Source organism: Azorhizobium sp. AG788 (assembly GCF_943371865.1).
Taxonomy (GTDB): Bacteria; Pseudomonadota; Alphaproteobacteria; order Rhizobiales; family Xanthobacteraceae; genus Azorhizobium.
On record NZ_CALRWL010000025.1, the window covers coordinates 36,287 to 61,275 of the forward strand.

The window sequence follows — 24,989 nt, forward strand, 5'->3', positions numbered from 1 at the left end:
CGCTGTACCACGGCATGGCTTGGCATGTGGATTGCGAAGGCAAGGGCAGGCATGGCTCGCGGGCGATGAGACAGGGCTCGCGTGATTGTATCCAATCCGGCGACGATGATCGGGACGCACAGATGCCGACTTGCCAATCTGCAGCACAGGAAGACAGCGGCCTCGGTGATCGTGGCCCCGGTGACATTGGCTTGAGCGATCTGGGCATCGCGGACCTCGGCCGCTTGATGCGTGCCGGAACCGTCTCTCCGGTCGAGGTCGTCACCGCCTGTCTGGAGCGGATCGCGCGACTAGACGGCAGCCTGAACAGCTTCATCACCGTGACCGCGGAAACCGCCCTGACCCAGGCCCGCCGGGCAGAGGCGGAGCTGGCGCGGGGCGAGGACCGGGGGCCCTTTCACGGCATCCCTTACGCCTTGAAGGATAATGTCGATACTGCGGGCATCCTGTCCTCCTCCCATTCCAGGATCTTCGCCGGCCGCATCCCTGACCACAGCGCCACCGTGGCGCAAAAGCTGGAAGCGGCCGGCGGCATCCTGATCGGCAAGACCTCCACCTTCGAATTCGCCATCGGCGGCCCGTCCTGGGATCTGCCCTGGCCGCCGGCCCGCAATCCCTGGAACCGAGACTATCTGCCCGGAGGATCCTCGTCCGGGTCCGGCGCGGCGGTGGGCGCGCGGTTCGTGCCGGCGGCGATCGGCACCGATACGGGCGGGTCCATCCGCTGGCCCGCCGCCATGTGCGGCATCACCGGCCTCAAGCCGACCTACGGGCGCGTCAGCCGTCGCGGCGTCCATCCCAATACCTTTTCCATCGATCATTGCGGCCCCATGGCCCGTTCTGCGCAGGATTGCGCGCTCATGCTCGGCGCCTGCGCCGGGTATGACCCCCGCGATCCCGGCTCCATCGATACGCCGGCGGCGGATTATGCCGCCGGCCTCACCGGATCGATCCAGGGCCTGCGCATCGGCCTCGTGCGCCATTGGTATGAAGAGGACGCCACCGACGAGGTGGTCGCCGCCGTCGACGCCGCTGTGGAGGTCCTGAGCGATTTGGGGGCTATCGTCGAGACGGTGACCCTCGATCCGCTGCGCGACTATGTGGACGCCAAGACCACCATCTCCATTTCCGAACTGTTCTCGGTGCACGAACAGGATTTGCGCACCCGGCCGCGCGACTTCAGCAAGCTGCTGCGCAGCAGGGTGATGGTGGGTGGCCTCGTGCGCGCCGAGGACTATGTCCAGGCCATGCGTTGGCGCGCAGAGCTGAGCACCCGCCTGATGGCGCAGTTCGCGCGCTTCGATCTCTTCGTCACCGCCGGTTGGCTGGCGCCGGCCGACCCCGCTGATCCGGAGGGCGTCGATTTCTTCAAGAAACGCCAGTTGGTGACCATGCCCTTCAGCCTCACCGGCATGCCAGCCCTCGCCTTGCCCTGCGGCTTCTCCTCCACGGGGCTGCCGCTGTCCCTGCAGATCGCGGGCCGCCCGTTCGACGAAGCCACCGTGCTGCGCGCCGGCGATGCCTACCAGCGCGCCACCTCCTGGCATCTCGCCAAGCCCCGCCTCGCCTGAAGGGAGCCCAGAACCATGGCCACCACCGTTCCCCCACGGCCCGCCACCCGCGAGGAGATCGCCATCCTGGCGCGCAACGCCGGCCTCGATCTGCCACCGGACCTGTTCGAGGAACTGGTTCAGGCCTACGGCAATGTGGAACCCATGCTGATGCGGCTGCGGCGCGGGCGTGACCGCGCCGACGAACCCGCCCAGGTGTTCGATCCCCGCAAATTCATGCCGCGGGAAGATTGAGCCCATGGGCACGCCCCTGCATGAGCTGACGATCGCGGAGGCCGGACGCCGGTTCCGTGCCCGCACGCTCTCTCCGGTGGAACTCACCCAGGCCTATCTCGCCCGCATCGCGGCGCTGGACAGCACGCTCAACAGCTTCATCACCCTGACGCCGGAGCGGGCGCTGGACGAGGCGCGTGCGGCGGAGCGCCTGTTCGCGCAGGGCATCGACACAGGCCCCATGCAGGGCATCCCCTATGGCCTGAAGGACATCTATGACACCGCCGGCCTATTGACGACGGCGCACTCCAAGCTGTTGGAGACCCATGTGCCGACGCAGGACAGCGCCGTGCAGGCCCGGCTGCGGGCGGGCGGCGGCGTGCTGTTGGGCAAGCAGGCCACCTGGGAATTCGCCATGGGCGGCCCCTCGCTCGACCTGCCCTGGCCGCCGGCCCGCAATCCCTGGGACCTCTCGCGCTCGCCCATGGGCTCATCCAGCGGTGCCGGCGCGGCCATTGCCGCCGGCCTGTGTCCGGCGGCCACGGGAAGCGACACGGGTGGTTCCATCCGCATGCCGGCCAGCGTCTGCGGCATTGCCGGCCTCAAGCCCACCTATGGCTTGGTCAGCCGGTATGGGGTGCAACCGAATTCCTATTCCTTCGATCATTGCGGGCCGATGGCCTGGACGGTGGAGGATTGCGCCCTGATGCTCACGGTCATGGCCGGCTACGATCCCCGCGACCCGGGATCGCTGGATCTGCCGCCGGAGGACTATGCCGCCGGCCTGAGCGCGCCGGTGGCGGGACTGCGCATCGGCGTGGTGCGGCACTGGTATGAGGACGAGCTGGAGGCGGCCCCGGCGGTCATCGCTGCCATGGACGCCAGCATCGCGACGTTCCGGCGCCTGGGCTGCACCGTCTCGGAGGTGCGCCTGCCGAGCCTGCGGACCTTCACCGACTCCAAGATGCCGCTGACCGCGGCGGAAATCTTCACGCTGCATGAGCACGATCTGCGCACCCGGCCGCGCGTTTTCGGCCGGAGCATGCGCTTCCGCATCCTCGCCGGCGCCCTGCTGCGGGCGGATGACTATGTGCAGGCCATGCGGGCGCGGGCCGAGCTCACCGCCATCACCTTCGCCGTGATGAAGAATGTGGACATCCTGCTCACCGCCGGCAGCGCCCAGCCGGCGCCGGAGCTGCTGCCCGACGAGCCGCCCACCTTCTTCGGGGCAAAGACGCCCTCCCTGACCGCGCAATTCAACCTGACCGGACAACCGGCCCTTGCCGTCTGCAACGGGTTCGACGCCGCCGGTCTGCCGCTGGGCATGCAGCTTGCGGGCCGGCCCGGCGAGGATGCCCTCGTCCTGCGCCTGGGGCACGCCTTCGAGCGGGCCACCCAATTCCGCCACCGGCGGCCCGAGATCGACGTGTCAGCACAAGCCGTTGCCGCGCAATGACAACGAGCGGCCGCCAACGGTCGCCAGGTTCTGGGAAACGCACGACGAGCAACCGGACATGAGCAGGGAAGGTTTCCGTCCATGAACAGACGTTCGTTTATGAAGCTGCTTTCGGGGGTATCGCTGACGGCGGTGTCGCTGACGGCCACCGGGCTGGGACTGGGCCTGGAGCCGGCTCAGGCGCAAAGCAAGCCGGGCGTTCTGCGGGTGGCCATGACCGCCGCCGACATCCCCCTTACCACCGGCCAGCCGAGCCAGGGCGCGGAGGGCATCCGCTTCCTGGGCATCACGCTCTATGACGGCCTCACCCGCTGGGACCTGTCCAAGGCGGACAAGGCGGCGCAGGTCATTCCGGACCTTGCTGAGAGCTGGATCGTCGACCCCAAGGATCAGAAGATCTGGACCTTCAAGCTGCGGCAGGGCGTGAAATTCCATGACGGCTCCGAGTTCAACGCCGATGCGGTGGTGTGGAACTTCGACAAGCTGATGAAGACGGATGCGCCGCAGTTCGATCAGGCGCAGGCCAACCAGGCCGCCTCCTATGACGCGAACATCGGCTCCTGGCGCAAGATCGACGACTATACCGTGGAGGTCGTCACCAAGCGGGTGGATGCGGTCCTGCCCTACAATCTCGCCGGCCTGTTCATGTCCAGCCCCAAGCGCTGGGAGGATCTGGGCAAGGACTGGAGCAAGTTCGCCGAAAAGCCCTCCGGCACCGGGCCATGGATTCTCGAATCCTTCAAGCCGCGCGAGCGGGCGGAGATGGTCCGCAATCCCAATCATTGGGACAAGACCCGCATCCCCAAGTCGGAGCGGCTGGTGCTGCTGCCCATTCCCGACGCCAACACCCGCGTTGCTGCGCTGCTGTCGGGCCAGGTGGACTGGATCGAGGCGCCGCCGCCGGACGCGGTGCCGCGCCTCAAGTCGCAGAAGATGCAGATCGTCACCAATCTCTATCCCCATGTCTGGCCCTACCAGCTCTCCTTCCTGGAGGATTCGCCGTTCAAGGACGTGCGCGTGCGCAAGGCGGCCAACCTCGCCATCGATCGCGAGGGGCTGGTGAAGCTGCTGGGCGGCCTCGCCGCCCCGGCCAAGGGCATGGTGGATGAGAAGCATCCCTGGTTCGGCAAGCCCACCTTCGACATCAAATACGACCCCGAACAGGCCAAGAGGCTGCTGAAGGAAGCCGGCTACGGCCCCGACAAGCCGGTGAAGGCCAAATTCATCATCTCCCCGTCCGGCTCGGGGCAGATGCTGCCACTGCCCATGAACGAGTTCATCAAGGAGAACTTCAAGGACGTGGGCATCGACCTGGAATTCGAGGTGCTGGACTGGGAGGCCCTGCGCGCCCGCCGCCGCCTCGGCGCCTGGGCGCCGGAGAACAAGGGCCGGCACGGCATCAACAACAGCTGGGCCTATTGGGACCCGGACATCGGCCTGATCGGCACCGCCGCCTCCTTCGCCAAGGTGCCGGGCGGCTTCAACTGGGGCGACTTCAAGGACGCCAAGACCGATGAGCTGTCGCTCAAGGCCAAGGCAGCGTTCGACCCCGCCGAGCAGAACAAGATCCTGGCCGAATTGCACAGCCACATCGTCGATGAGGCCATGTGGATCTGGGTGGTGCACGACCTCAATCCCCGCGCCATGCGGCCGAACGTGAAGGGCTTCGTCCAGGCCCAGAGCTGGTTCCAGGACCTGACGCCCGTCACCGTCGAATAGCGCCGGCTCTGGTCGGAGCGCGCCGCGCTCCGACCGGCTCAGGCCTAGCGCCCATCCCGGACGGCACGCGCGCCCGGGGGGCTGCCAGACGCTCGAAAGGACGCCCCATGCTGATCTACGTGCTGCGCCGCATCCTCTACACCATCCCCATCGCCATGGGCGTCTCGATGGTGTGCTTCGCGCTGATCCATATTGCGCCAGGCGATCCGCTGAATGCGATCATTCCCGAGGGGGCCTCGCCCGAGCGCGTGGCCCAGATCCGCACCGCCTACGGCTTCGACCGGCCGCTGCCGGTGCAATATCTCAAATGGCTGGGCCATGTGGCGCAGGGGGATTTCGGCGAGTCCATCATGACCCAGCGCCCGGTCATGTCCGAGGTGCTGCCCGCTCTGGTCAATACGCTGACCCTGGCTTCCGCCGCCGTGCTGTTCGGCTTCATGCTGGGCTGCGTCTCCGGCGTCGTCTCCGGCTATCTCATGGGCAAGCCGGCGGACCGCATCGTCACGGCCGCGTCCATCGCCGGCGTGTCCATTCCCCATTACTGGCTCGGCATGGTCCTGATGGTAATCTTCGCGGTCAACCTCAACCTCCTGCCCGCCACCGGCATGGGCGAAGGCGGCTCCGGCACCTTCGGCTTCGGCTGGGACAGCCTGCAATATCTCATCCTGCCGGCGCTGACCCTGGCGGTGATCCCGGCCGGCATCATCGCTCGCTCGGTGCGCGGCACCGTGGCGGAGGTGCGCCAGCAGGACTTCATGCAGACGCTCCAGGCCAAGGGGCTGCCGGGCCGGCGTATTTTCGTCCATGTGGTCAAGAATGCCCTGCCCGCGGTACTGGCGGTGATGGGCCTGCAACTGGCGCAATTGCTCGGCGGCTCAATTCTGGTGGAGACGGTGTTCTCCTGGCCCGGCACCGGCTTTCTCTTGAACAACGCCATCTTCACCCGCGACCTGCCGGTGCTCCAGGGCACGATCCTGGTGCTGGCCATGTTCTTCGTCCTGATCAACCTCGTCGTCGATGTGGTGCAGACCGCCGTCGATCCCCGCATCAAGCGCGCCTGACGGGAGCCTTTTCATGTCGCAACCCTCCATCGCCCTCACCGGCTCCGGCGCACCCACCAAGGGCAAGCGCCCCGCCACCCGCAGCTTCTGGCGCAATGTGTTGCGCCGCCTGATGCACGACCCGGTCAGCCTGATGTGCTTCGCCGTGCTGATGCTCATCCTCCTGGCCGCCATCTTCGCGCCGTGGATCGCCCCCCATGATCCCTATCGCACCAGCATGGCGCGGCGGCTGATAGCCCCCGGCGATGCCCGCTACTGGCTCGGCACCGACGAACTGGGCCGCGACCTGCTCTCGCGCCTGATCTATGGCGGCCGGCTGTCACTGTTCATGGGGTTTGCGCCGGTCATCCTCGCCACCACCATCGGCGGCACGCTGGGCGTGATCGCGGGCTATGTGGGCGGCGCCGTGAACATGGTGATCATGCGCGTCATTGACGTGTTCTATGCCTTCCCGTCCGTGCTCCTGGCGGTGGCCATATCCGGCGTGCTCGGGGCCGGCGTCGGCAACACCATTTTCTCCCTGACCCTGGTGTTCATCCCGCCCATCGCCCGCGTGGCAGAAAGCGTGGCGACGCAGATGCGCGCGCAGGATTTCATCGAGGCTGCCCGCGCCACCGGCGCCGCCAACTGGCGCATCGTCACCGCCCATGTGGTGCCCAATGTGATGAGCCCGATCCTGAGCTATGCCTCCAGCCTAATCAGCGTCTCCATCGTGCTTGCGGCGGGCTTGTCCTTCCTCGGTCTCGGCGTCACGCCGCCGGAGCCGGAATGGGGCCTGATGCTCAATACGCTGCGCCAGTCCATCTATGTGGCGCCGCTCAATGCCGTCCTGCCCGGCGTGATGATCTTCATCACCTCCATGTGCTTCAACCTCATGAGCGACGGCCTGCGCGACGCCATGAACGTCAAGCAGTAGGGAGGACGGCATGTCTCTCCTCCGCTCGGCTCAACCGCGAGGTGCCGCCATGACCGCCATCGCCAATGACATCGACCCGCGCGACCGCGGCGGGCCGGCGCAGCCGCTGCTTATCGTCGAGGGGCTGAAGAAGCACTTTCCCATCCGCGGCGGCCTGCTGGGGCGGCCGCAGGCCTGGGTCCAGGCGGTGGATGGGGTCGATCTGGTGGTCCACAAGGGCGAGACCCTCGGCATCGTCGGCGAGTCCGGCTGCGGCAAGTCCACGACCGCGCGCCTGCTCATGCAGCTGATGACGCCGGATGCGGGCGAGATCGTGTTCGACGGGGATGAAGTGGGCGCGCTGCGCGGTGTCTCGGTGCGGGATCTGCGCCGACAGATGCAGATGGTGTTCCAGGATTCCTATTCCTCCCTCAACCCGCGCATGACCATCGAGGATTCCATCGCCTTCGGCCTCATCGCCCAGGGCAAGCCGGTGAAGGAGGCCAAGACCCGGACCACATCCATGCTGCGCATGGTGGGCCTGACGCCGGACATGTTCGCCCAGCGCTATCCGCACGAATTGTCCGGCGGACAGCGCCAGCGGGTCAATATCGCCCGCGCCCTCACCATGGGGCCGCGCCTGCTGATCCTGGACGAGGCGGTTTCCGCCTTGGACAAGTCCGTCGAGGCCCAGGTGCTGAACCTCCTACAGGAGCTGAAGCAGAAGCTGGAGCTCACCTACATCTTCATCTCGCACGACCTCAATGTGGTGCAATATATCAGCGACCGCGTGCTGGTGATGTATCTGGGCAAGGCAGTGGAAGTCGGCCCGGTGGACGAGATCTATCGCGCCCCGAAGCACCCCTACACCCGCGCGCTGCTCTCCTCCCGTCCGTCCATGGACCCGCGCCAGCGGATGTCCAAGCCGCCGCTGGCCGGTGATCCGCCCAACCCCATCAATCCGCCCAGCGGCTGCCGCTTCCGCACCCGCTGCCCGATCGCCGAAGCGGTCTGCGCGCAGACCGAGCCCGCCCTTGGCGTGATCCGGGGCGCCGGCAACCATCCGGTGGCATGCCACGCCCATCGCCCCGGCTCCGGGCACAGCGCCGCCCCATCGGATGGAGCCCTGCATTGAACGCCCCCGACACCAATTCCCCTCTGGTCGAGGTCAATAACCTCACCGTCCGCTTCACCGGCCGCGACCTTGATGTGCCGGTGGTCAACGGCGTGTCCTTCACCCTGGATCGCGGCTCCTCGCTCTGCATCCTGGGGGAATCCGGCTCGGGCAAGAGCGTGACCATGCGGGCGCTGATGCGCCTGTTTCCGCCCACCGCGCGGCTGGATGGCGCGATCCGCGTGGATGGCATCGACGTGCTGGCCCTCGCCGAGCACCAGTTGCGCCGCATCCGTGGCGGGCTGATCTCCATGATCTTCCAGGAGCCGATGACCGCGCTGGACCCGGTATTCACCATCGGCCAGCAGATCGCAGAAACCCTGGTCTATCACGAGGGCATCTCCTTCCGCGCTGCGAACGCCCGGGCCCTGCAATTGCTGGAACTGGTGCAGGTGCCCTCGGCCAAGCGACGGCTGGAGGCCTATCCGCATGAATTGTCCGGCGGCCTGCGCCAGCGGGCGATGATCGCCCTCGCGCTCGCCTGCAAGCCGAAGCTGCTGCTGGCCGACGAGCCCACTACCGCGCTCGACGCCACCGTGCAGATCCAGATCCTGCTGCTGCTGCGGGAGCTGCAGCGCGAATTGGGCATGGCCACCATCTTCGTGACCCACGATCTGGGGGTGGCGTGCGAGGTCGCGGACCAGGTGGCGGTGATGTACGCCGGCAAGTTCGTGGAGACTGGAACGGTGGAGCAGGTGATCGACCAGCCCCGCCATCCCTACACCCAGGGCCTGATGAACTCGACCATCCATGCTGACATGCGCGGCGTGGCGCTCGATCCCATTCCCGGCGCGCCGCCGGACCTCACCGATTTGCCCCCCGGCTGCGCCTTCGCCCCGCGCTGTGCCGCCGCGCGCGAGCCGTGCCTCGGCCAGCAACCGGATCTCCTCTCGCTCGGGGGCGGGCAGCAGGCCCGCTGCCTGCAATATGCCGAAGGCCTCGCCTTTTCGAAGGCGCCGCTACTGATCGCGAGTTGAACGATCCTCCCATGCCCACACACGGTTATCTTCGCCGGGTCGCGCTCGGCCTTGCCATCAGCGCGGCCGGCGGCGCCCTGTTCGCCTGGCTCGGCACGCCCTTGCCGTGGATGATCGGACCCATCGTCTTCAGCGGGCTGGCCACCTTCCTCGGCCTGCCGGTGACCGGCTCCAGCGAGGGCCGCATCGCCGGCATGCTGGTTCTCGGGATCGCGCTGGGGCTCTATTTCACCCCGGAGGCGGCCATGGCCGTGCTCTCCTATTTGCCGGTGATCATCGCGGCCAGCGGCACCACGCTGGTGGTAGGTGCCGGCGCGTCCTTCCTGCTGGCCAAGACCGCGCGGGTGGATCACGTCACCGCCTTCTTCTGCAGCGTGCCGGGCGGCATCGCCGAAATGAGCATGGTCGGGGAACGGTTCGGCGGCAGGCCCTTGCCCATCGCTGTGACGCAGCTGCTGCGCGTGGTCTCGGTCACCATCCTCATCCCCAGCACGCTGACGCTGTTCGGCGCCGGGGGCAACAGCACGAACGTCCATGGCGTTCTGCCGTTCGCCCCTGTGGGGCTGGTGGTGACATTGGTGGCGGGCTTTGCCTTCTCCGCCGTGCTGGCGCGGTTTCGGTTCCGCAATGCCTGGCTGCTGGGGCCCATGGCGGTGGGCTGCGTGCTGGGTCTGTCCGAAGCCAATCTGTCCGCCATCCCGCCCTGGCTCTCGGCGGCGGGCCAGGTGTTGATCGGCGCCCAGGTGGGCTCGCAATTCGAGCGCACGCTCATCTACAGCATGCGGCGTTTCATTCCTGCCGCGCTGGTGAACCTGGTGGTGCTGATGGCGGGATGCGCCTCCGTCGGCGTGCTGGTGGCTTATGCCACCGGCATCTCGCCCGCCAACATGATCCTGGCCACCTCCCCCGGCGGCGTTACCGAAATGTGCATCACCGCCAAGGTGTTGCATCTCGATGTGCCGATCATCGTCGCCTTCCATCTGGTCCGCATCTTCCTGGTCATCCTGTCCGCGCCCTATCTGTTCCGCCTGCTGCGGGCCATGGGCGTCCTGCCGGCGCCGCCGGGGCCTGTCCCCGCCCGTGCCCCCGCCGAATGAAAGGTCGTCATGAACACATCTGGTTCAGCCTCGGCATTCTCCGACACCGCCACACCGCTGCATTTCCTCAGCGTGGCCGAGGCCTCCCACCTCATCGGCAGCGGCAGCCTGTCTCCCGTCACTCTCACCGAAGCCTTCCTGGCCCGGATCGATGCCGTCGATGCCCGCCTGCACAGCTATATCAAGGTCACGGCCGAGCGGGCGCTGGCGGCGGCTCGCATCGCTGAGCAGGAGATCAGGTCCGGGCGCTGGAAGGGGCCGCTGCACGGCATCCCGTTCGCGGTGAAGGACAATTACCATGTGGCCGGGCTCCCCACCACGGGCGGCTCCCGGCTGATGCTGGATCATGTGGCCACCGCCACCTCCACCGCCGTGGCGCGGCTGGAGGCGGCGGGCGCGATCCTGCTGGGCAAGCTGAACACCTGGGAATATGGCACCGGCAATGGCGGCGTCTATCACGATCTGCCGTTCCCGGTGGCGCGCAATCCCTGGGATCTCGCCCGCTTCACCGGCGGCTCCTCCTCCGGCGCGGGGGCGGCGGTGGCCGCCGGAACCGCCATGTTCGCGCTTGGCTCCGACACCGGCGGCTCCATCCGCCTACCGGCGGCGGCCTGCGGCCTGCAAGGCTTCAAGGCCACCTTCGGTCGGGTCAGCCGCGCCCACTGCCTGCCGAACTGCTGGACCCTGGACCACACCGGGCCCCTCACTTGGACGGTGGAGGACACCGCCATCGTGATGCAGGCCATCTCCGGCTTCGACCCGGACGACCCCTCCAGCGCCGATGTGCCGGTGCCGGACTATCGCCAGGGCCTGCATACCGGCGTGCGCGGGCGGGTAATCGGCTTCGTCCGCGACCTCGGCCCGGAAGGTACCGCGCAGGACGCCGCCAATGCCGCCGCCCTGGAGGAGACCGCCCGTATCCTGGAGCGGCAAGGGGCCATCATCCGCGACGTGCGATTGCCCGCGCCGCTGGCGCACTACCGCTCCGTGACCAAGGTGATCAACTGGTCGGAATCCTATTCCATCCACGAGCAGGACTTCCTCGAACGCAGCGCTCTGATGGGTCAGGCCCTGCGCGAAAAGATGATGTGCGGCTTCACCGTGCGCGCGGCGGACTATCTGGCCGCCACCCGTCTGCGCCGCACCCTTGTCGCCGCCACCGACGCGCTGGTGCGGTCCTGCGATGCGCTGCTAATCGCCGGCGCATTTCATGTGGCCCCCCGCTTCGATGAACCGGAAACGGTGACACCGTTCACCGCCGATACCGCCACCACGGTGTTCAACGTCACCGGCCATCCCGCGCTCTCCATCTGCACCGGCTATGACGCCGGCGGATTGCCGCTGAATGCACAGATCGTCGGCCGCTTCTTCGATGAGGCGACCGTGCTGCAGATCGCCCAAGCCTATGAATCCGCCACGCCCTGGCGCGATCGCCGCCCCGCGCTCTGATCCGGAGGACCATCATGTCCGACATCCAGACCTCCACCACCGACGAGATCCGGCTTTATGCCGCGCGCCACGGGCTCACGGGCCTGCCGGAAGACCAGTTCTCCCGCCTCTCCGAACTGGCCCAGACCGTGCGCGCGGCCGGCCTCGCGCTGCCGCGCATGCCCTCGGAAGAGGACGAACCCGCCCATCTCTTCACCGTGACCGCCCTGCGAGATCCCAAATGAGCACGATTGAACCCTGCTTCCTCACCGCCGCCCAGGCGGCCGCGGAGATGAAGGCCGGCCGCCTCACCAGCGAGGCGCTGATCTGCTCCTGCCTAGCCCGCATCGAAGCGCGCGATCCCGCGGTGAAGGCCTGGCTCCATGTGGACCCGGATCTGGCCATCCAGCAGGCGCGCGAACGGGACAAGCGTCCGGCGACCGGCCCGCTCCATGGCCTGCCCTTCGGGGTGAAGGACATCATGGACACCGCCGATATGCCCACCACCTACAATTCGCCCGCCTGGCAGCAGCATCGGCCGACACGGGATGCGGCCTGCGTGTCCATCGTCCGCCACAGCGGCGGGATTATCCTCGGCAAGACCGACACTGTGGAATTCGCGTTCAACTCCCGCAAGGCCGCCAGCCGCAATCCCTACAATCTGGCGCACACGCCGGGCGGCTCGTCCTCGGGCTCGGGCGCGGCGGTGGGCGACTATCAGGTGCCCTGCGCCTTCGGCACCCAGACAGCTGGCTCCCACATCCGCCCCGCCTCGTTCAACGGCATCTACGCCCTCAAGCCCTCCTGGGGCACGGTGAGCCGCGAGGGCGTGCACATGATCTCGCCCATCCTCGATACGGTGGGCTGGTATGGCCGCAGCGTCGATGACCTGATCCTGGGGGCGCAGGCCTTCCAGCTGCCGGGCATCACGGATCTGGCGGCGCGCGATCCGCGCGGGCTGCGCATCGGCTATTGCGAAACGCCCTATTGGGCAAAGGCCGAAGCCGGGGCGAAGCAGGCCATGGCGGCGGCGGTGGAGCGCCTGCAGCGGGCGGGCGCCATCGTCGAGGAGATCGTGCTGCCGGCGCATTTCGCCGATCTGTCGGAAGCGCACACCATGATTATGTTCGGCGACGGCCGGGTGGCGCTCTATGACGAATATCTGCGCGACCGCGACGGCATGCATCCCGAATTGCGGCTGACGGTGGAGAATGGACGCGGCGTGACGCCCCAGCGGCTGGTCGCGGCCTACGATTTCGCCGACATCTGCCGCCGCGAATTCGATGCCATCGCCTCTGGCTTCGATGCGGTGCTGGCCCCCGCCGCCACCGGGGAAGCGCCCAAGGGCCTGCACACGGTAGGCGATTGGATCTTCAACGGCCTGTGGACTCTGCTGCACACGCCCTGCGTCGCCATCCCTACGGTGCTGGGGGATCTCGGGCTGCCGGTGGGTATCCAGCTTGTGGGCCCCCGCCTGTCCGACACCCGCCTCCTCGCGGTGGCGCAGGCGCTCCAGCCCGTGCTCGACGATTTCGCCCCCACCCGCGCCAGCCTCCTCGCCGCCGCCTGAGAAAGCCCCATCATGGAACCCTGTTTTCTGACCGCCGCCGAGGCGGCCGCCCACATCCGCGATGGCAAGCTCACCAGCGAAGCCCTCATCCGCTCCTGCCTCGCGCGCATCGAGGCGCGCGACCCACGGGTGAAGGCCTGGCTTTATGTGAACAAGGCCCAGGCCATCGCCGCCGCGCGCGAGCTGGACAAGCGCGCGCCCATGGGCCCGCTGCATGGGCTTCCGTTCGGGGTCAAGGACATGATCGACACCGCCGACATGCCCACCACCTATAATTCGCCGGTGTTCCAGGATTATCGCCCGGCGCGCGATGCCGCCTGCGTCGGGGTCGCCCGGCGCTCCGGTGCGGTGATCCTAGGCAAGACGGACACGCTGGAGTTCGCCGCCGCTGGCCGGCGCGCCGCCACCCGCAATCCCAAGAACTTCGCCCATACGCCGGGCGGTTCCTCCTCCGGCTCGGGCGCAGCGGTGGGCGACCGGCAGGTGCAACTTGCCTTCGGCACCCAGACCGGCGGCTCGCACATCCGCCCGGCCTCGTTCAACGGCATCTATGGTCTGAAGCCCACCTGGGGGGCGGTGAGCCGCGAGGGTGCCAAGCAATATGCCAACTCGCTCGATACAATAGGCTGGTATGGCCGCTCGGTGGCGGACCTCACCCTGGTGGCCACCGCCTTCCGCCTGGACGATGCGGGGGCGCTCGGCGCGCCGGCGGTCTCCTCGCTCAAGGTCGCCTGGTGCAAATCACCGTCCTGGCACAAGATCGAGCCTGCCGGCGAAAAAGCCCTGGAGGCCGCCTGCGCGCGCCTGGCCAAGGCGGGGGCGACCCTGGTGGAGCTGACCTTGCCGCCGGCCTTCGACGGTCTTTTCGAGGCACAGAACACCATCATGATGGCGGAGGGCCGCGCCTCCTTCCTGGACGTGGCGCTGGAGTTCGGCGATCGCCTGCACGCCGATTTCCATGAGCGGGTCACCAATGCCCTGGGCATCACCCCGGAGCAGTTGATCGCGGCCTATAACCTTGCCGCCGACTGCCGGCGGGCCTTCGAAGCCCTCTATGCAGATTTCGACGTGGTGCTCACCCCCGCCTCCCCCGGCGAGGCGCCGGAAGGCACCTACAACACCGGCAATCACATCTTCAACGCCATCTGGACGCTGCTGCATGTGCCCTGCCTGGGCATTCCCTGCACCACCGGCCCCATGGGCCTGCCGGTGGGCATCCAGATCGTGGCGCCACGCTATGGCGATGCACGACTGCTGGCACTGGGCGAAGCCCTTGCGCCGGTCATCGACATGGAAACCCCGCTCTACCGCGCCGACGCCTGACGCCCCCACCGCCAGCGGAGATCCAGCCATGACCGATGTGCTCAACCAGACCCTCGGGTCGATTTTCGCCGCCAATTCCGCCTTCTACGCCGAACGGGGGTTCGAGCGACGGGTGGGCTTCGGCACCAGCCCGGCGCTCATCATCATCGACATGGCCAATGGCTGGACCCAGCCGGGCAGCCCGTTTTCCTGCTCGGGCATGGAGACGGTGATCCCGGCCAATCAGGCCCTGCTCGCGGCCTTCCGCGCCAGGGGCCTGCCCATCGTCTTCACCACCACCGCCTATGACGTCACCGCTGGCTCGGCGAGCGACATGGGGCTGTGGGCGCGCAAGGTGCCGCTGGAGGCGATGAAGACCGGGAGCTGGGAGGCGGAGATCGACGCCGCCCTCGCCCCGCGCGACGGGGAGTTCGTGATCCTGAAGAAGCGCGCCAGCGCCTTTCACGGCACCCCGCTCTCCAGCCTGTTGAAGGCCATCGGCGTGGATACGGTGGTGCTCACCGGCGTCACAGCCTCTGCCTGCGTTCGCCACTCCACCGAAGATGCCATGGCGGAAGGCTTCCGGCCGATCGTGGTGCGCGAAGCGGTGGGCGACCGCATCACCGGATGCCATCGCCTGGAACCTGTTCGACATCGACGCAAAATTCGGCGATGTGGAGCCGCTGGACCGCGTGCTGGATTATCTGGCGGCGAGAGGAAGTTCGGCGGCCATCAGATGATCCGGTCTCGCAAGCCCTTGAGTGATTAGGTCTCTGAGGAGATGACTCCTCTCCCTTCAAGTAATTTGATTGTTATTATTTCACGAAAATTGCATTAATTGCGTTATACGACTTGGTCAACCTCAGGCCGCTTGACTTAAGACGCAGCGCCATTTGATATAATTGGGAGAGACAGCCTTACTCGCTTTTGCCATCCACTAATGGCGTCCTTGCGTCAGGCGGTGCTAGGACCCCCTCATTTGCTTCGGCCACCCATTGAGGAATGGCCGAAGCTTTGATCCGGCCGACCGCAGGAAGGTCCCAGACGGTGGCTCTAATCCGCCTTGAGGGCCGCCCGCACCATGGCGCTGTCCACATATTGGGTCATGCGCACGATCTTGCCGTTCTTCACCTCGAACAGGTGGGCGAAGCTGGCGCGCATGGACTTGCCGGTGGCCTTGTAGGTGCCGGAGTAGACACCGAAGGCGGCGACGCGATCGCCGTCCTCCATGAAGGTGTGGACCTCGGCGCGATAGCCGATCCATTCGGTGCCCAGGCGATGGAACACGCCGGCGGTGATGGCCTGCGGGCCCACATAGGTGCCGGCATAGGGAAAGCCGGCGGCTTCGGTCCACTCGGCGTCGGGTGCAAGGGCCGCCAGCAGGTTGCGGCCATTGTCTTCCGACGTGCCCTCGTAGGTGGAGCGCACGAGATCGAGATTGGCGCCCATGATCAGCCCCACTTCATTTCGCCGGTGGCCACCTTGGCACCGATGTTGAGGGCCACTTCCATGCCGAGGCCGGGGAAGCGGGCCTGCATGGTGGAGATCAGCGCCGCCGAGCCCTTCGCCTTGGCCAGTTCTTCCTCGAAGGCGATGAGATAGGCCTTGGTGAACTGCACGGCCGAGACATTGGTCGCGGCATCCACCGTCATGTGGCCGGGCACGACCACGGCGGGCTGGCGGGCGGCGATGGCGTCCAGGGTGGCAATCCAGGCTGCGCGCAGTTCCTTGGTCTGGGTGTCCGCGGTCCAGACATGCACGCCCGAGAAGATCAGCACGCCGCCGAACACCGCCTGAAGAGAGGGAACCCACAGATAGCGCCGGTTGGGCAGGCCCTGCGCATCGATGATCTCGATGGTCTGGCCATCCACAGTCAGCGTCTTGCCGTCGAACGGCTTGGGGATCACCACGTCGGCGAGGGTCTGGGGGCCGTTGTCCTTGAGCTGCGGGCCCCAGGTGGCCAGCTTCTTTTCCACATTGGCGTTGATGGCGGCAATCGTCTCCGAGGCGGCGATGATGCGCGCATCGGGGAAGGCCTCTTGGATCGGACGCAGGCCGAAATAATAGTCCGGGTCGCTCTGGCTGACATAGACGGTGGTCAGTTTCTTGCCATTGGCCTTGATGGCCTCGGCCACCGCGCGACCATCGGACAAGGTGAAGCCGCCGTCGATCAGGATGGCCTCGGTGGGGCCGCTGACCAGCACCGGGGCGCGGAAGAAGCCGTTCGGACCGGCGGGGAAGTGCTTCCAGGTCAGGTCCGCCGCGGCGGCGCTGCCGAGGCCGGCGGGGGCCATCGCGGCCATCCCGGCGGCGGCGAGTGTGGTCTTCATGAGGTCTCTCCGGTTGAACATGGTTCTTCTCCTTGGCGAAATATGGATACAAGCGTCACAGACGCGAGATGGATCGGCGCGGGGGTGGAAATCAGGTGGCTCGCAGCTCGGAAAGCAGTGCATTGATGCCGGCAAGCAGCGCGCTCGTCTTTACGAGGCGTCCGTGACCACCTTCACCGACAATAAGAGAGGGGACGCCATTGCTGCCGAACTGACGCGAGGTATTCCGAGCGGCCTTGATGCGCTCGCGATATGCGTCGAGAAGGCTCTCGTCGGGCAGATGTAAGCGCGCAGCAACCTCCGACAGCCCCAAACTGTTCAGCACATCGGAGAGGATCTTGAAATCGGTGGTGTCGCGACCTTCTACGTAGCGAGCGCGCTGAATGGCGTTCAAAGCCTCCAGTTCGCGGGAGGGGGCTGACAATACCACGGCGGTGAGCGCCAAGGTTGCAGGTCCGGAGTCGAACAGACGGGTATGGTCGCCCAAGATTTGGCTTCGATAATCCTCGCTGAACTCTTGCCCAGTCAGGCGCTTGATGCGCTGGTCGTTGGACCAGGCAAAAGCTGCAAAACTTGGATCCATAGGGCGGCTACCCTCACCGGCAAAAAGGCCTATCGGGGCTAGCTTGAGCTTGAAGTCGCTGCGGGACGCGATCTGATCGAGCGTCGGCGAAGCCCCGTAGCACCAGCCACAGAGAGGATCAAAGAGGTAGGTGAGGTGTGTCCGGTCGGCCATGTCTTGCTCCCTGTCCGACCGTAAAGTGGCAGGCCCGATCGGTATGTGGAAGGCCAACAAAATTAACACACTGTATGTCTAATATTGACAATTTCAGGTGTGATGACGTCTAGTGACCGCCATGAATCTAAACCGGCTGGCCTATTTCGCAGCGGTGGTCGACACTGGCTCCTTCACCCGGGCGGCCGAGCGGCTTCGCATCACCAAGGCCGTCGTCAGCCAGCAGGTGGCTGAATTAGAGCGTGAGATCGGCACAAGCCTCCTGATCCGCACTACGCGGCGGGTGCATCCCACCGAGGCAGGCCGAATGTTTCACGCCCGCTGCATCCTGATTTTGCGTGAGGCAGAGGATGCATTCGGCGAACTGGCACAAGTAGCGGCCGAACCCACTGGGACGCTGCGCATTACGGCGCCGAATGACTACGGCATCACGAAGGTGGTTCCGACAGTAACGGCCTTCACTGCCCGCTATCCGGCTTGCAAAGTTGAATTGATGCTCCGTGACCAGACCGTGGATCTCCTCTCCGGTGAGGTTGATATGGCGATCCGTGTCGGTTGGCTGGAGGATTCAGGGCTTCAAGCCCGGAAGATCGGATCGTTTCGGCAGATCCTGGTCGGGTGCGCCGGGTTCGCAGACCAGATTGCGGCCGCTCGTGATCCTGAGGACGTGGCGGCGCTGCCCTTTGTCGCCAATATGGCTTTGAAAGAACCACTGCTGTGGCAGTTTTCGCGGGGAGATCTTGAGCGCCGTGCGGTGCGCATGCAAGCAGCGATCGCCATCGATACGACCCCGGCCGTCCTCGCCGCGGTTTTGGCCGGCGCTGGCATTTCGGTTCTGCCGGATTTTCTGGTCGCCGACCTGATCCTGTCGGGCCATCTCGTTCATGCCGCGCGGGAGTGGCAATTGCCGGCCGGAGGCATCCATGCGGTCTATCCCGCTGCCCGGTTCCGACCAGCAAAGGTGACCGCGTTCCTTGCGATGCTCGTGGACGGGGAGAAGCAACAGTAAATCTGTATTTAGAACTTCATTTTCACCGATGATATAGATGACATCGGCTTCAACAAAGTAAAATTCTCATAGATCTCAATTTCCTCCTCGATTGAGGCCGGATGATTTCGTTGGGTTTGAATTTTCCTCCTTTGATATTCACGTCGGCTCGATCTTTGAACCATGGCGACCTATCGGATCGGAGGTTCGTTTTTTTACCTGAATGCAATTCTAGCTGCGTACGGTAGAGGCTCGCATTGCGGTGGCATGAGAGCGTGTGACGTTGCCCCCCACCTTCTATTCAGCGGTGAGTTCGCTCCGGCGGTGGGGTGACGTGGGCGCTGATTGTGGATCGCAAGCCACTGTTACGCACCGATGCGTGCACGATATAACGCGCGCTGCGATGCTCGCGGGCCGAGCCAGGAGCCAATTTCCTGATCATTCCAGGCAAGTTCGCCAATGGAGCAAAAAATTGTGTCGCTGATCGCCTGCTGCTGGGTCCGAAGATGATGCTCGAGCAATTTGTGCCGAGATATGTAGCCGGCATTCACTCCCGGAATGGCGTGATTCATCAACAAGCGAGCATCAAACTCGGATACGCCAGCAGATGTGGCGAGCGTCCGGAAGGTTTGGCGCAGATCATTTCCCCATTTCGCTAGAACGTGCCGTGCTTCTTTCTGCTCGGCCAGATGCCCACTCGCGCTATCTGATGGGAACAGCCATTGATTGGCTTCATGCGGATAGAAATGCCGGCCAAACCGTATCACCCGCAGAAGACACAAGACCATCTGCCGCGAGAGCGGGATATCGAACGCTCGTTCGGCGCCGCCTTTCGGCCGTGGGATATGCAGCACTCGGCGGCGAAGATCGAGATGATGCAGCTTCGCTTCCATGAGCGCTGTCGGCCGGCTTCCTGACAGTAACGAGAGTAGGTGGAATTCGCGACGAATGGGATTTGGCAGCGCTGCGACCTGTTGAAACCAATGCGGCAGGTCATTCAGTCCCATGGCTGTGCTGCGGCGCTGCTCGCAGTTCCAGTCAACGGCGCTTGCTGGGTTGTCGGTTGGTAGATGGCGATGCGCCTTGCGCGCATGATTATAGACGGCCCGCAGCGTCCGCATGCTGCCATTTGCAATGTAAGGGCCGTGCTCCGTCGTAATTTGATCGTGCCGCGCAATGACTTTTCCAGGATCCTCTGCGAGGATCTGCAAGGGAAGATCCAGCCAATCCTTGAAAAGGCGTTCTATGTGATCGCGGTAGCCTTCAATCGTTCCGGCGCTTCGCCCCTTGCGGATAAGGTGCGCATCACGATAACGCTCCCACGCCTGCCGCAGGGCAATGCTGTTGGAAGTTACATCTCGCCGCTCATTAGAATCAGTCCCAAGCAATGCACGTGCTCGTAACGTTGTTGGGTTCGACGTCTTGGGTTCCGGGTGCTCTCCCTTTGCGATCTGCGCGAGATGTGATTTTGCCGTCGCGCGAGCCTCGCGTGTCGACATTGCTGTCACATCGCCGATGCGCACCGAGATCGAGGCGACACGCCTGCCGTCCTTCCGCAGGTCGCCTTGGACTGCGAATGTCTTGGTCCGCGTGCCTACCACGACATGGAAGCCCTTCAGCTGGGTATCGCGCGCGCGATACTGACCGGAATTTGGCGGTTTCAACTCGCCGACTGATCTGTCGTTGAGGAGGATACGGATGTCGGCCATAGCGCAATCCTTGCAAACCCCGTGCGTGGCGGCCCCCAATTAAGCCGGTTTTTCAGCCGGTTTTAGACTCGCACAGGGTCAGATGGCGCGTCCACGCCAAAATGCGACAATCCACTCAAACCTCTGACAGATATCAGTAATATGCAGTTTGCGGGCACAACTGGATAGTGGCGGCGAGCGATAATAATAAACTACGAATCTGGGGGTCAGAGGTTCGAATCCTTTCGGGCGCGCCATTTCCCATTTCTTCGCCATCTGCGGATGGTTTTAAGGCTCTCACAGGCCGTCTTCTCTCCCTTCACGCGCACACACTTCAGCTTTTGCGTCGCCATGGGCTGAATGAAGCCCATGGGATGAACGCATGCGCCTGCGCGCGCCCATCGGCGCCGCGCTGCCCCAGACCTGCCTTGAAGTTTGATGGTGACGGGCTCCATCGCGCCGCGTCCGCGCCTTCCTTGCGCCCCAAGCCCCGCATCCTGTGGAGCGAGAGCGATGCCGTGGAACTTTGGCGGCGTCATCCGACTTTTCGCTAGGGACTGGGCGACCCTGCGGGCCGCAGCAGGGCCGATGTCCGATTGAAGGGAGTGTCCATGGATCGCCGCCAGTTCGTCCGGAGCGCCGCTGCGCTGCCTCTCCTGGGTGCGGTCACGTTTCCGGCCTGGCGCGCCCTGATCGGCGTGGCGGAGGCGCAGGATGCTGCTGGCACGCCGTTCAATCCGTTCACCGTGCGCCAGTTGGCCCGCGACCTCGCGCAAAAGCCTTACCAAGCCAGCGACCAGAAGCTGCCGGCACAGTTGGACAAGCTGTCCTATGACGATTACCGCAACATCCGCTTCGTGCCGGAAAAATCCCTGTGGCGGGACGAGAAGCTGCCGTTCGAGCTGCAACTCCTCCACCGCGGCTTTCTGTTTCGCGATCGGGTGGACATCGCCATCGTGATCGATGGCAAGGCCAAGGCTCTGCCCTACAGCCAGGATCTGTTCCGCTTCGACAACAACCTCGCGGCGCCCGATGCCAAGCTCGATCTCGGCTTCTCCGGCTTTCGCCTGCACGCCCCCATGAACCGGCCAGATTATTTCGACGAAGTGGCGGTGTTCCAGGGCGCAAGCTATTTCCGCGCCGTCGCCAAGGGGCAGACCTATGGCTCCTCCGCCCGCGGGCTCTCCATTAAGACCGGGGATTCCGGCGGCGAAGAGTTCCCATTGTTCAAGGCGTTCTGGATCGAGAAGCCGCGCACGGGCGCCGATTCCCTGGTGGTGCATGCCTTGCTGGACAGCCCCAGCGCCGCGGCGGCGTTCCGCTTCACCATCCGCCCTGGCGAGACCACCAATATGGCGGTGGAGATGACCATCTATCCCCGCACCGACGTGCAGCAGCCGGGCCTGGCCACGCTCACCTCCATGTTCTTCTTCGCCCCCAATGACCGCGACGGGGTCGATGACTTCCGCCCCGCCGTGCGCGATGCCGAGGGGCTTCAGATCATCAATGGCAATGGCGAACGGATCTGGCGGCCGCTGCTCAATCCGCAGCGGCTGGAATTTTCGGTGTTCATGGACACCAACACCCGCGGCTTCGGCCTGCTTCAGCGTCAGCGTTCATTCTTCGACTATCAGGACCTGGAAGCGCGCTATGAGCGCCGGCCCAGCATCTGGGTCGAACCCATCGGCGATTGGGGCGAAGGGGCAGTGCACCTGATCGAGATCCCCACCAAGGAAGAAATCCACGACAATATCGTCGCCTTCTGGCGGCCCAAGGACCCGCTGCGCAAGGGTGGCGAATACAATTACACTTATCGCCTGCACTGGGGCTGGGATGCACCCGACGCCACCAAGCTCGGGCGGGTGATCGCCACCCGCACCGGGGCGGCCGGTTCGGGCCGACAATTCGTGCTGGACCTGACGGGCGAGAATTTGCGCAACCTGCCCCCGGAGGCCCTGCGGCCGGACGTGACCGCCTCCAACGGGACCGTGCGCAATGTGGTGCTGCAACCCAATCCCGACATCCAAGGCTGGCGGCTGACCTTTGTGCTGGAGCCTCAGAACGCCAATCCCATCGAATTGCGCGCTGTCCTCCTGCGCGATGCGGAACGGGTATCGGAAACCTGGGTCTATCGATGGACAGCCTAGAGACCCGCCAGCGCCCCGACGCGCCTGCACGCCCAGCCATGACGCCCCCGCTCGTCGGCGGCCCCCTCCTGCCCCATGAGTCGCCGCTGGCGATGCCGGTGCAGCAATTGCGCCAGTGGCGACGCCCCGACCGGCGGCCCGCCACCGCCCCCGCCGGCGTTTGGGTGCGCCGGCTGCTGGTGATGGGGGGCGCGGCGGCGCTCACCCTTTATGCGGCATGGGAAATGTACCTCGTGCTCTCCGTGGGCGCTCTGACGCCGCTGGAAATCGTGGTGCTGGTGCTGTTCGTGGTGCTGTTTGCCTGGATCGCGTTTTCCTTCACCAGCGCTCTGGGCGGGGCCATTGCCATGATGAGCGGTGCGCATCCCCTGGGCATCGATGCGGCAACGCCCCTGCCGGTGGTGGCCGGACGTGTCGCCTTGTTGATGCCGACCTACAACGAGGACCCGGCGCGGGTGATGGCGGGGCTTCAAGCCACGTATGAATCTCTCGCCGACACCGGCGCTCTGGCGCAGTTCGACGTCTACATTCTGTCCGACACCACCGACGCAGACGTATGGGTGGCGGAGGAAGCCGGCATCCTCGCCCTGCGGGCTCGCACGGGTGCGGACCGCATCTTCTATCGCCGGCGCCCGAAGAACATCGATCGCAAGGCCGGCAACATCGGCGAGTGGGTCACCCGGTTCGGGGCAGCCTATGACTGCATGATCGTGCTGGATGCCGACAGTGTCATGACCGGCGATGCCATCGTCCGGCTCGCAGCTGCCATGGAGGCCAACCCCAGCGTTGGCCTGATCCAGACCCTGCCGATCATCGTCGGCGGCCGGACATTGTTTGCCCGCGTGCAGCAGTTCGCCGGGCGGCTTTACGGCCCGCTGCTGGCGCAGGGCCTGGCCTGGTGGCACGGCGCCGACAGCAACTATTGGGGCCACAATGCCATCATCCGCACCCGCGCCTTTGCCGAGCAGGCGGGCCTGCCGCACCTGAGGGGCCCGGCCCCGTTTGGCGGCCATATCCTCAGCCACGACTTCGTCGAAGCGGCGCTGATCCGCCGCGGCGGCTGGGGCGTGCACATGGTGCCGACGCTGGAAGGCAGCTATGAGGAGGGCCCACCCTCGCTCACCGACCTTGCCATCCGCGACCGCCGTTGGTGCCAGGGCAATCTCCAGCATGGCGCCGTGCTGCCGGCACGCGGGCTGGCGCTGGCCAGCCGCATCCATCTGCTCACCGGCATCGGGTCCTATATCACCTCGCCCCTGTGGCTGATCATGCTGCTGGTGGGTCTTGCCATCTCGGTGCAGGCGCGATTCATCCCGCCCGACTATTTCCCCTCCGGCGCCTCGCTGTTTCCCAGTTGGCCCGCGCAGGATCCCATCCGTGCCGCCTGGGTGTTCGGCGGCACCATGGCGGTGCTGCTGCTGCCCAAGCTCATCGCCTACGCCCTGCTGCTGGCCAGCCCCGCTCGCCGGCGCGGCTTCGGCGGTGGCTTCGCCGCCGGCGCCGGCTTGCTGTTGGAAACCCTGATCTCCGGGCTGGCCGCGCCGGTGCTGATGGTGGTGCAGTCGGGCGGGGTCGTGGGCATCCTGTCCGGGCGCGATGCGGGCTGGCAGCCGCAGCGGCGGGACGATGGCAGCGTGCCGTTCGCCGACACGCTCAGGCGTTATGCCGTGCAGATGGCGCTGGGAGTCGTGCTGGCGATCACGGCCTGGCTGATCGCGGTGCCGCTGTTCTACTGGATGCTGCCGGTGATCCTCGGCCTGGTGCTGGCGGTGCCCATCGCCGCCGGCACGGCGCGCCGCGACGTGGGTGATGCCGTCGGCGGCCTCGGCCTGCTGCGGACGCCCGAGGAACGCGCCCCACCGCCCGTGTTGGCGCGGGCGCGAGCGCTGGCGGCGGACCTTGCGGCACATCCGGTGGAGGAGGCGGTGGCGCGTCTGGCAGGAGACCCGGCCTTGCTGGCGGCCCACCGCGCTATGCTGCCCTTCGGCGGGCATCGGCGCAAAGGCGATGTTGCCACGGAGCGGCTCGTGGGCCTCGCCAAGGTCGCCGATGCGGAGACGCTGTCCGGCGCCCTGGCCAGCCTCACGGTCCGGGAGAAAGCGGCGGTTCTTGGCGACGCCGGCGGCCTCGACCGGATGATCCACCTCGCGCTGGCGTCTCCCCGGTAAAGGCGGCAGCTCTAGACGTCCGCCTCCTGGTGGACGCCGCGGGTCTGCTTCTCCGATCCCTTCTTCAGATAGGCGACATAGGCCTCCTTGGCGCGGCGGAACTCCGCCGACAAGGCGGCCTCGGACCGGCTTTGCAAACCGACCCCAGTGGCCCCGCGCCGCTGCTCGAAGGCGAGGACGAAATCGCGATAAGCGGTGATGGGCGCATCACACAAACCGACGGCGATCACCGCAAAATCACCCACTTGCACCTTCTGCTCGCCCAGCTTGATGATACTGCCATCGAAACAGCGCCGCAGATCGTCCTGCGGCTTGCCGGCATACTGCTGCTGTGCCTGCGCAGGGCTCGTCAGCGCGAGGGGGAGAAGAAGGACCAAAGCCGCGCGACGCATTCTGGCATCCTTTGACATCACAAGGCCGTTCGGGCCGTTGACCGGGCGCAGCCGTGCAGAGGCCACGCGTCCGTCCT

Annotated in this window: 22 protein-coding genes; 17 read left to right on the forward strand and 5 right to left on the reverse strand. The window is 65.8% G+C overall.

Annotated features, from left to right (window positions below; translation table 11 throughout):
• Positions 1–191 precede the first annotated feature (191 nt).
• From AAG816_RS15420 to AAG816_RS15485, 14 genes are all read left to right on the forward strand, one after another.
• Positions 192–1,571, forward strand: a complete 1,380-nt coding sequence (locus AAG816_RS15420; RefSeq protein ID WP_341990536.1) for an amidase — start codon at positions 192–194, stop codon at positions 1,569–1,571.
• A 15-nt stretch (positions 1,572–1,586) separates the two neighbouring features.
• A complete protein-coding gene (locus AAG816_RS15425; RefSeq protein WP_341990537.1) occupies positions 1,587–1,805 on the forward strand; it encodes a hypothetical protein in 219 nt (72 codons plus the stop codon).
• A gap of 4 nt (positions 1,806–1,809) precedes the next feature.
• Complete coding sequence (locus AAG816_RS15430) at positions 1,810–3,240, forward strand: amidase (protein WP_341990538.1); 1,431 nt, start codon at positions 1,810–1,812, stop codon at positions 3,238–3,240.
• A gap of 99 nt (positions 3,241–3,339) precedes the next feature.
• Entirely contained in the window at positions 3,340–4,959 is a 1,620-nt protein-coding gene (locus AAG816_RS15435; protein ID WP_341990539.1) for an ABC transporter substrate-binding protein, read from the forward strand.
• Between the two features lie 107 nt (positions 4,960–5,066).
• Complete coding sequence (locus tag AAG816_RS15440) at positions 5,067–6,020, forward strand: ABC transporter permease (protein ID WP_341990540.1); 954 nt, start codon at positions 5,067–5,069, stop codon at positions 6,018–6,020.
• A gap of 13 nt (positions 6,021–6,033) precedes the next feature.
• On the forward strand, positions 6,034–6,936 hold the full coding sequence (locus AAG816_RS15445) for an ABC transporter permease (RefSeq protein ID WP_341990541.1): 903 nt from the start codon (positions 6,034–6,036) through the stop codon (positions 6,934–6,936).
• A gap of 49 nt (positions 6,937–6,985) precedes the next feature.
• The gene (locus AAG816_RS15450) at positions 6,986–8,050 is read left to right on the forward strand and encodes an oligopeptide/dipeptide ABC transporter ATP-binding protein (RefSeq protein ID WP_341990542.1); all 1,065 of its coding nucleotides are present in this window, start codon (positions 6,986–6,988) and stop codon (positions 8,048–8,050) included.
• A complete protein-coding gene (locus AAG816_RS15455) occupies positions 8,047–9,066 on the forward strand; it encodes an ABC transporter ATP-binding protein (protein WP_341990543.1) in 1,020 nt (339 codons plus the stop codon). The genes AAG816_RS15450 and AAG816_RS15455 overlap by 4 nt, the downstream gene beginning before the upstream one ends.
• Before the next feature lie 11 nt (positions 9,067–9,077).
• Positions 9,078–10,163, forward strand: coding sequence for an AbrB family transcriptional regulator (locus tag AAG816_RS15460; protein ID WP_341990544.1), 1,086 nt, complete (start codon positions 9,078–9,080; stop codon positions 10,161–10,163).
• A 9-nt stretch (positions 10,164–10,172) separates the two neighbouring features.
• Positions 10,173–11,612: an amidase gene (locus tag AAG816_RS15465; protein ID WP_341990545.1), complete on the forward strand. Its 1,440-nt coding sequence runs from the start codon at positions 10,173–10,175 to the stop codon at positions 11,610–11,612.
• 14 nt (positions 11,613–11,626) lie between these two features.
• Positions 11,627–11,836, forward strand: a complete 210-nt coding sequence (locus AAG816_RS15470; RefSeq protein WP_341990546.1) for a hypothetical protein — start codon at positions 11,627–11,629, stop codon at positions 11,834–11,836.
• Positions 11,833–13,161 carry an amidase gene (locus AAG816_RS15475; protein ID WP_341990547.1) on the forward strand — a complete coding sequence of 443 codons (1,329 nt, stop codon included), beginning with the start codon at positions 11,833–11,835 and terminating at the stop codon, positions 13,159–13,161. The genes AAG816_RS15470 and AAG816_RS15475 overlap by 4 nt, the downstream gene beginning before the upstream one ends.
• A gap of 12 nt (positions 13,162–13,173) precedes the next feature.
• Positions 13,174–14,484: an amidase gene (locus tag AAG816_RS15480; protein ID WP_341990548.1), complete on the forward strand. Its 1,311-nt coding sequence runs from the start codon at positions 13,174–13,176 to the stop codon at positions 14,482–14,484.
• A 28-nt stretch (positions 14,485–14,512) separates the two neighbouring features.
• Positions 14,513–15,232, forward strand: a complete 720-nt coding sequence (locus AAG816_RS15485) for an isochorismatase family protein (protein ID WP_341990549.1) — start codon at positions 14,513–14,515, stop codon at positions 15,230–15,232.
• A gap of 284 nt (positions 15,233–15,516) precedes the next feature.
• Here AAG816_RS15485 and AAG816_RS15490 read toward each other — a convergent pair whose 3' ends face one another.
• The 3 genes from AAG816_RS15490 to AAG816_RS15500 form a co-directional block, all read right to left on the reverse strand.
• A complete protein-coding gene (locus tag AAG816_RS15490; protein ID WP_341990550.1) occupies positions 15,517–15,912 on the reverse strand; it encodes a nuclear transport factor 2 family protein in 396 nt (131 codons plus the stop codon).
• A gap of 2 nt (positions 15,913–15,914) precedes the next feature.
• Positions 15,915–16,814 carry an MBL fold metallo-hydrolase gene (locus AAG816_RS15495; protein WP_341990551.1) on the reverse strand — a complete coding sequence of 300 codons (900 nt, stop codon included), beginning with the start codon at positions 16,812–16,814 and terminating at the stop codon, positions 15,915–15,917.
• 70 nt (positions 16,815–16,884) lie between these two features.
• On the reverse strand, positions 16,885–17,529 hold the full coding sequence (locus tag AAG816_RS15500; RefSeq protein WP_341990552.1) for a DsbA family protein: 645 nt from the start codon (positions 17,527–17,529) through the stop codon (positions 16,885–16,887).
• A 112-nt stretch (positions 17,530–17,641) separates the two neighbouring features.
• Here AAG816_RS15500 and AAG816_RS15505 point away from each other — a divergent pair, with 112 nt between their 5' ends.
• Positions 17,642–18,538: a LysR substrate-binding domain-containing protein gene (locus AAG816_RS15505; RefSeq protein ID WP_341990553.1), complete on the forward strand. Its 897-nt coding sequence runs from the start codon at positions 17,642–17,644 to the stop codon at positions 18,536–18,538.
• Positions 18,539–18,882: 344 nt separating this feature from the next.
• Here the strand turns inward: AAG816_RS15505 and AAG816_RS15510 are convergent, their stop codons facing one another.
• Positions 18,883–20,226 (reverse strand): integrase arm-type DNA-binding domain-containing protein, encoded by a 1,344-nt coding sequence (locus AAG816_RS15510; protein WP_341990554.1) that lies wholly within the window; start codon positions 20,224–20,226, stop codon positions 18,883–18,885.
• Between the two features lie 590 nt (positions 20,227–20,816).
• Between AAG816_RS15510 and AAG816_RS15515 the strand changes: the two genes are divergently transcribed.
• Together AAG816_RS15515 and mdoH are read left to right on the forward strand one after the other, a co-directional pair.
• Positions 20,817–22,352, forward strand: coding sequence for a glucan biosynthesis protein G (locus AAG816_RS15515; protein ID WP_341990555.1), 1,536 nt, complete (start codon positions 20,817–20,819; stop codon positions 22,350–22,352).
• Between the two features lie 38 nt (positions 22,353–22,390).
• Positions 22,391–24,520: a glucans biosynthesis glucosyltransferase MdoH gene (gene mdoH / locus AAG816_RS15520; RefSeq protein WP_341990556.1), complete on the forward strand. Its 2,130-nt coding sequence runs from the start codon at positions 22,391–22,393 to the stop codon at positions 24,518–24,520.
• Between the two features lie 11 nt (positions 24,521–24,531).
• Here mdoH and AAG816_RS15525 read toward each other — a convergent pair whose 3' ends face one another.
• Entirely contained in the window at positions 24,532–24,978 is a 447-nt protein-coding gene (locus AAG816_RS15525) for a hypothetical protein (protein ID WP_341990557.1), read from the reverse strand.
• Positions 24,979–24,989: the final 11 nt, after the last annotated feature.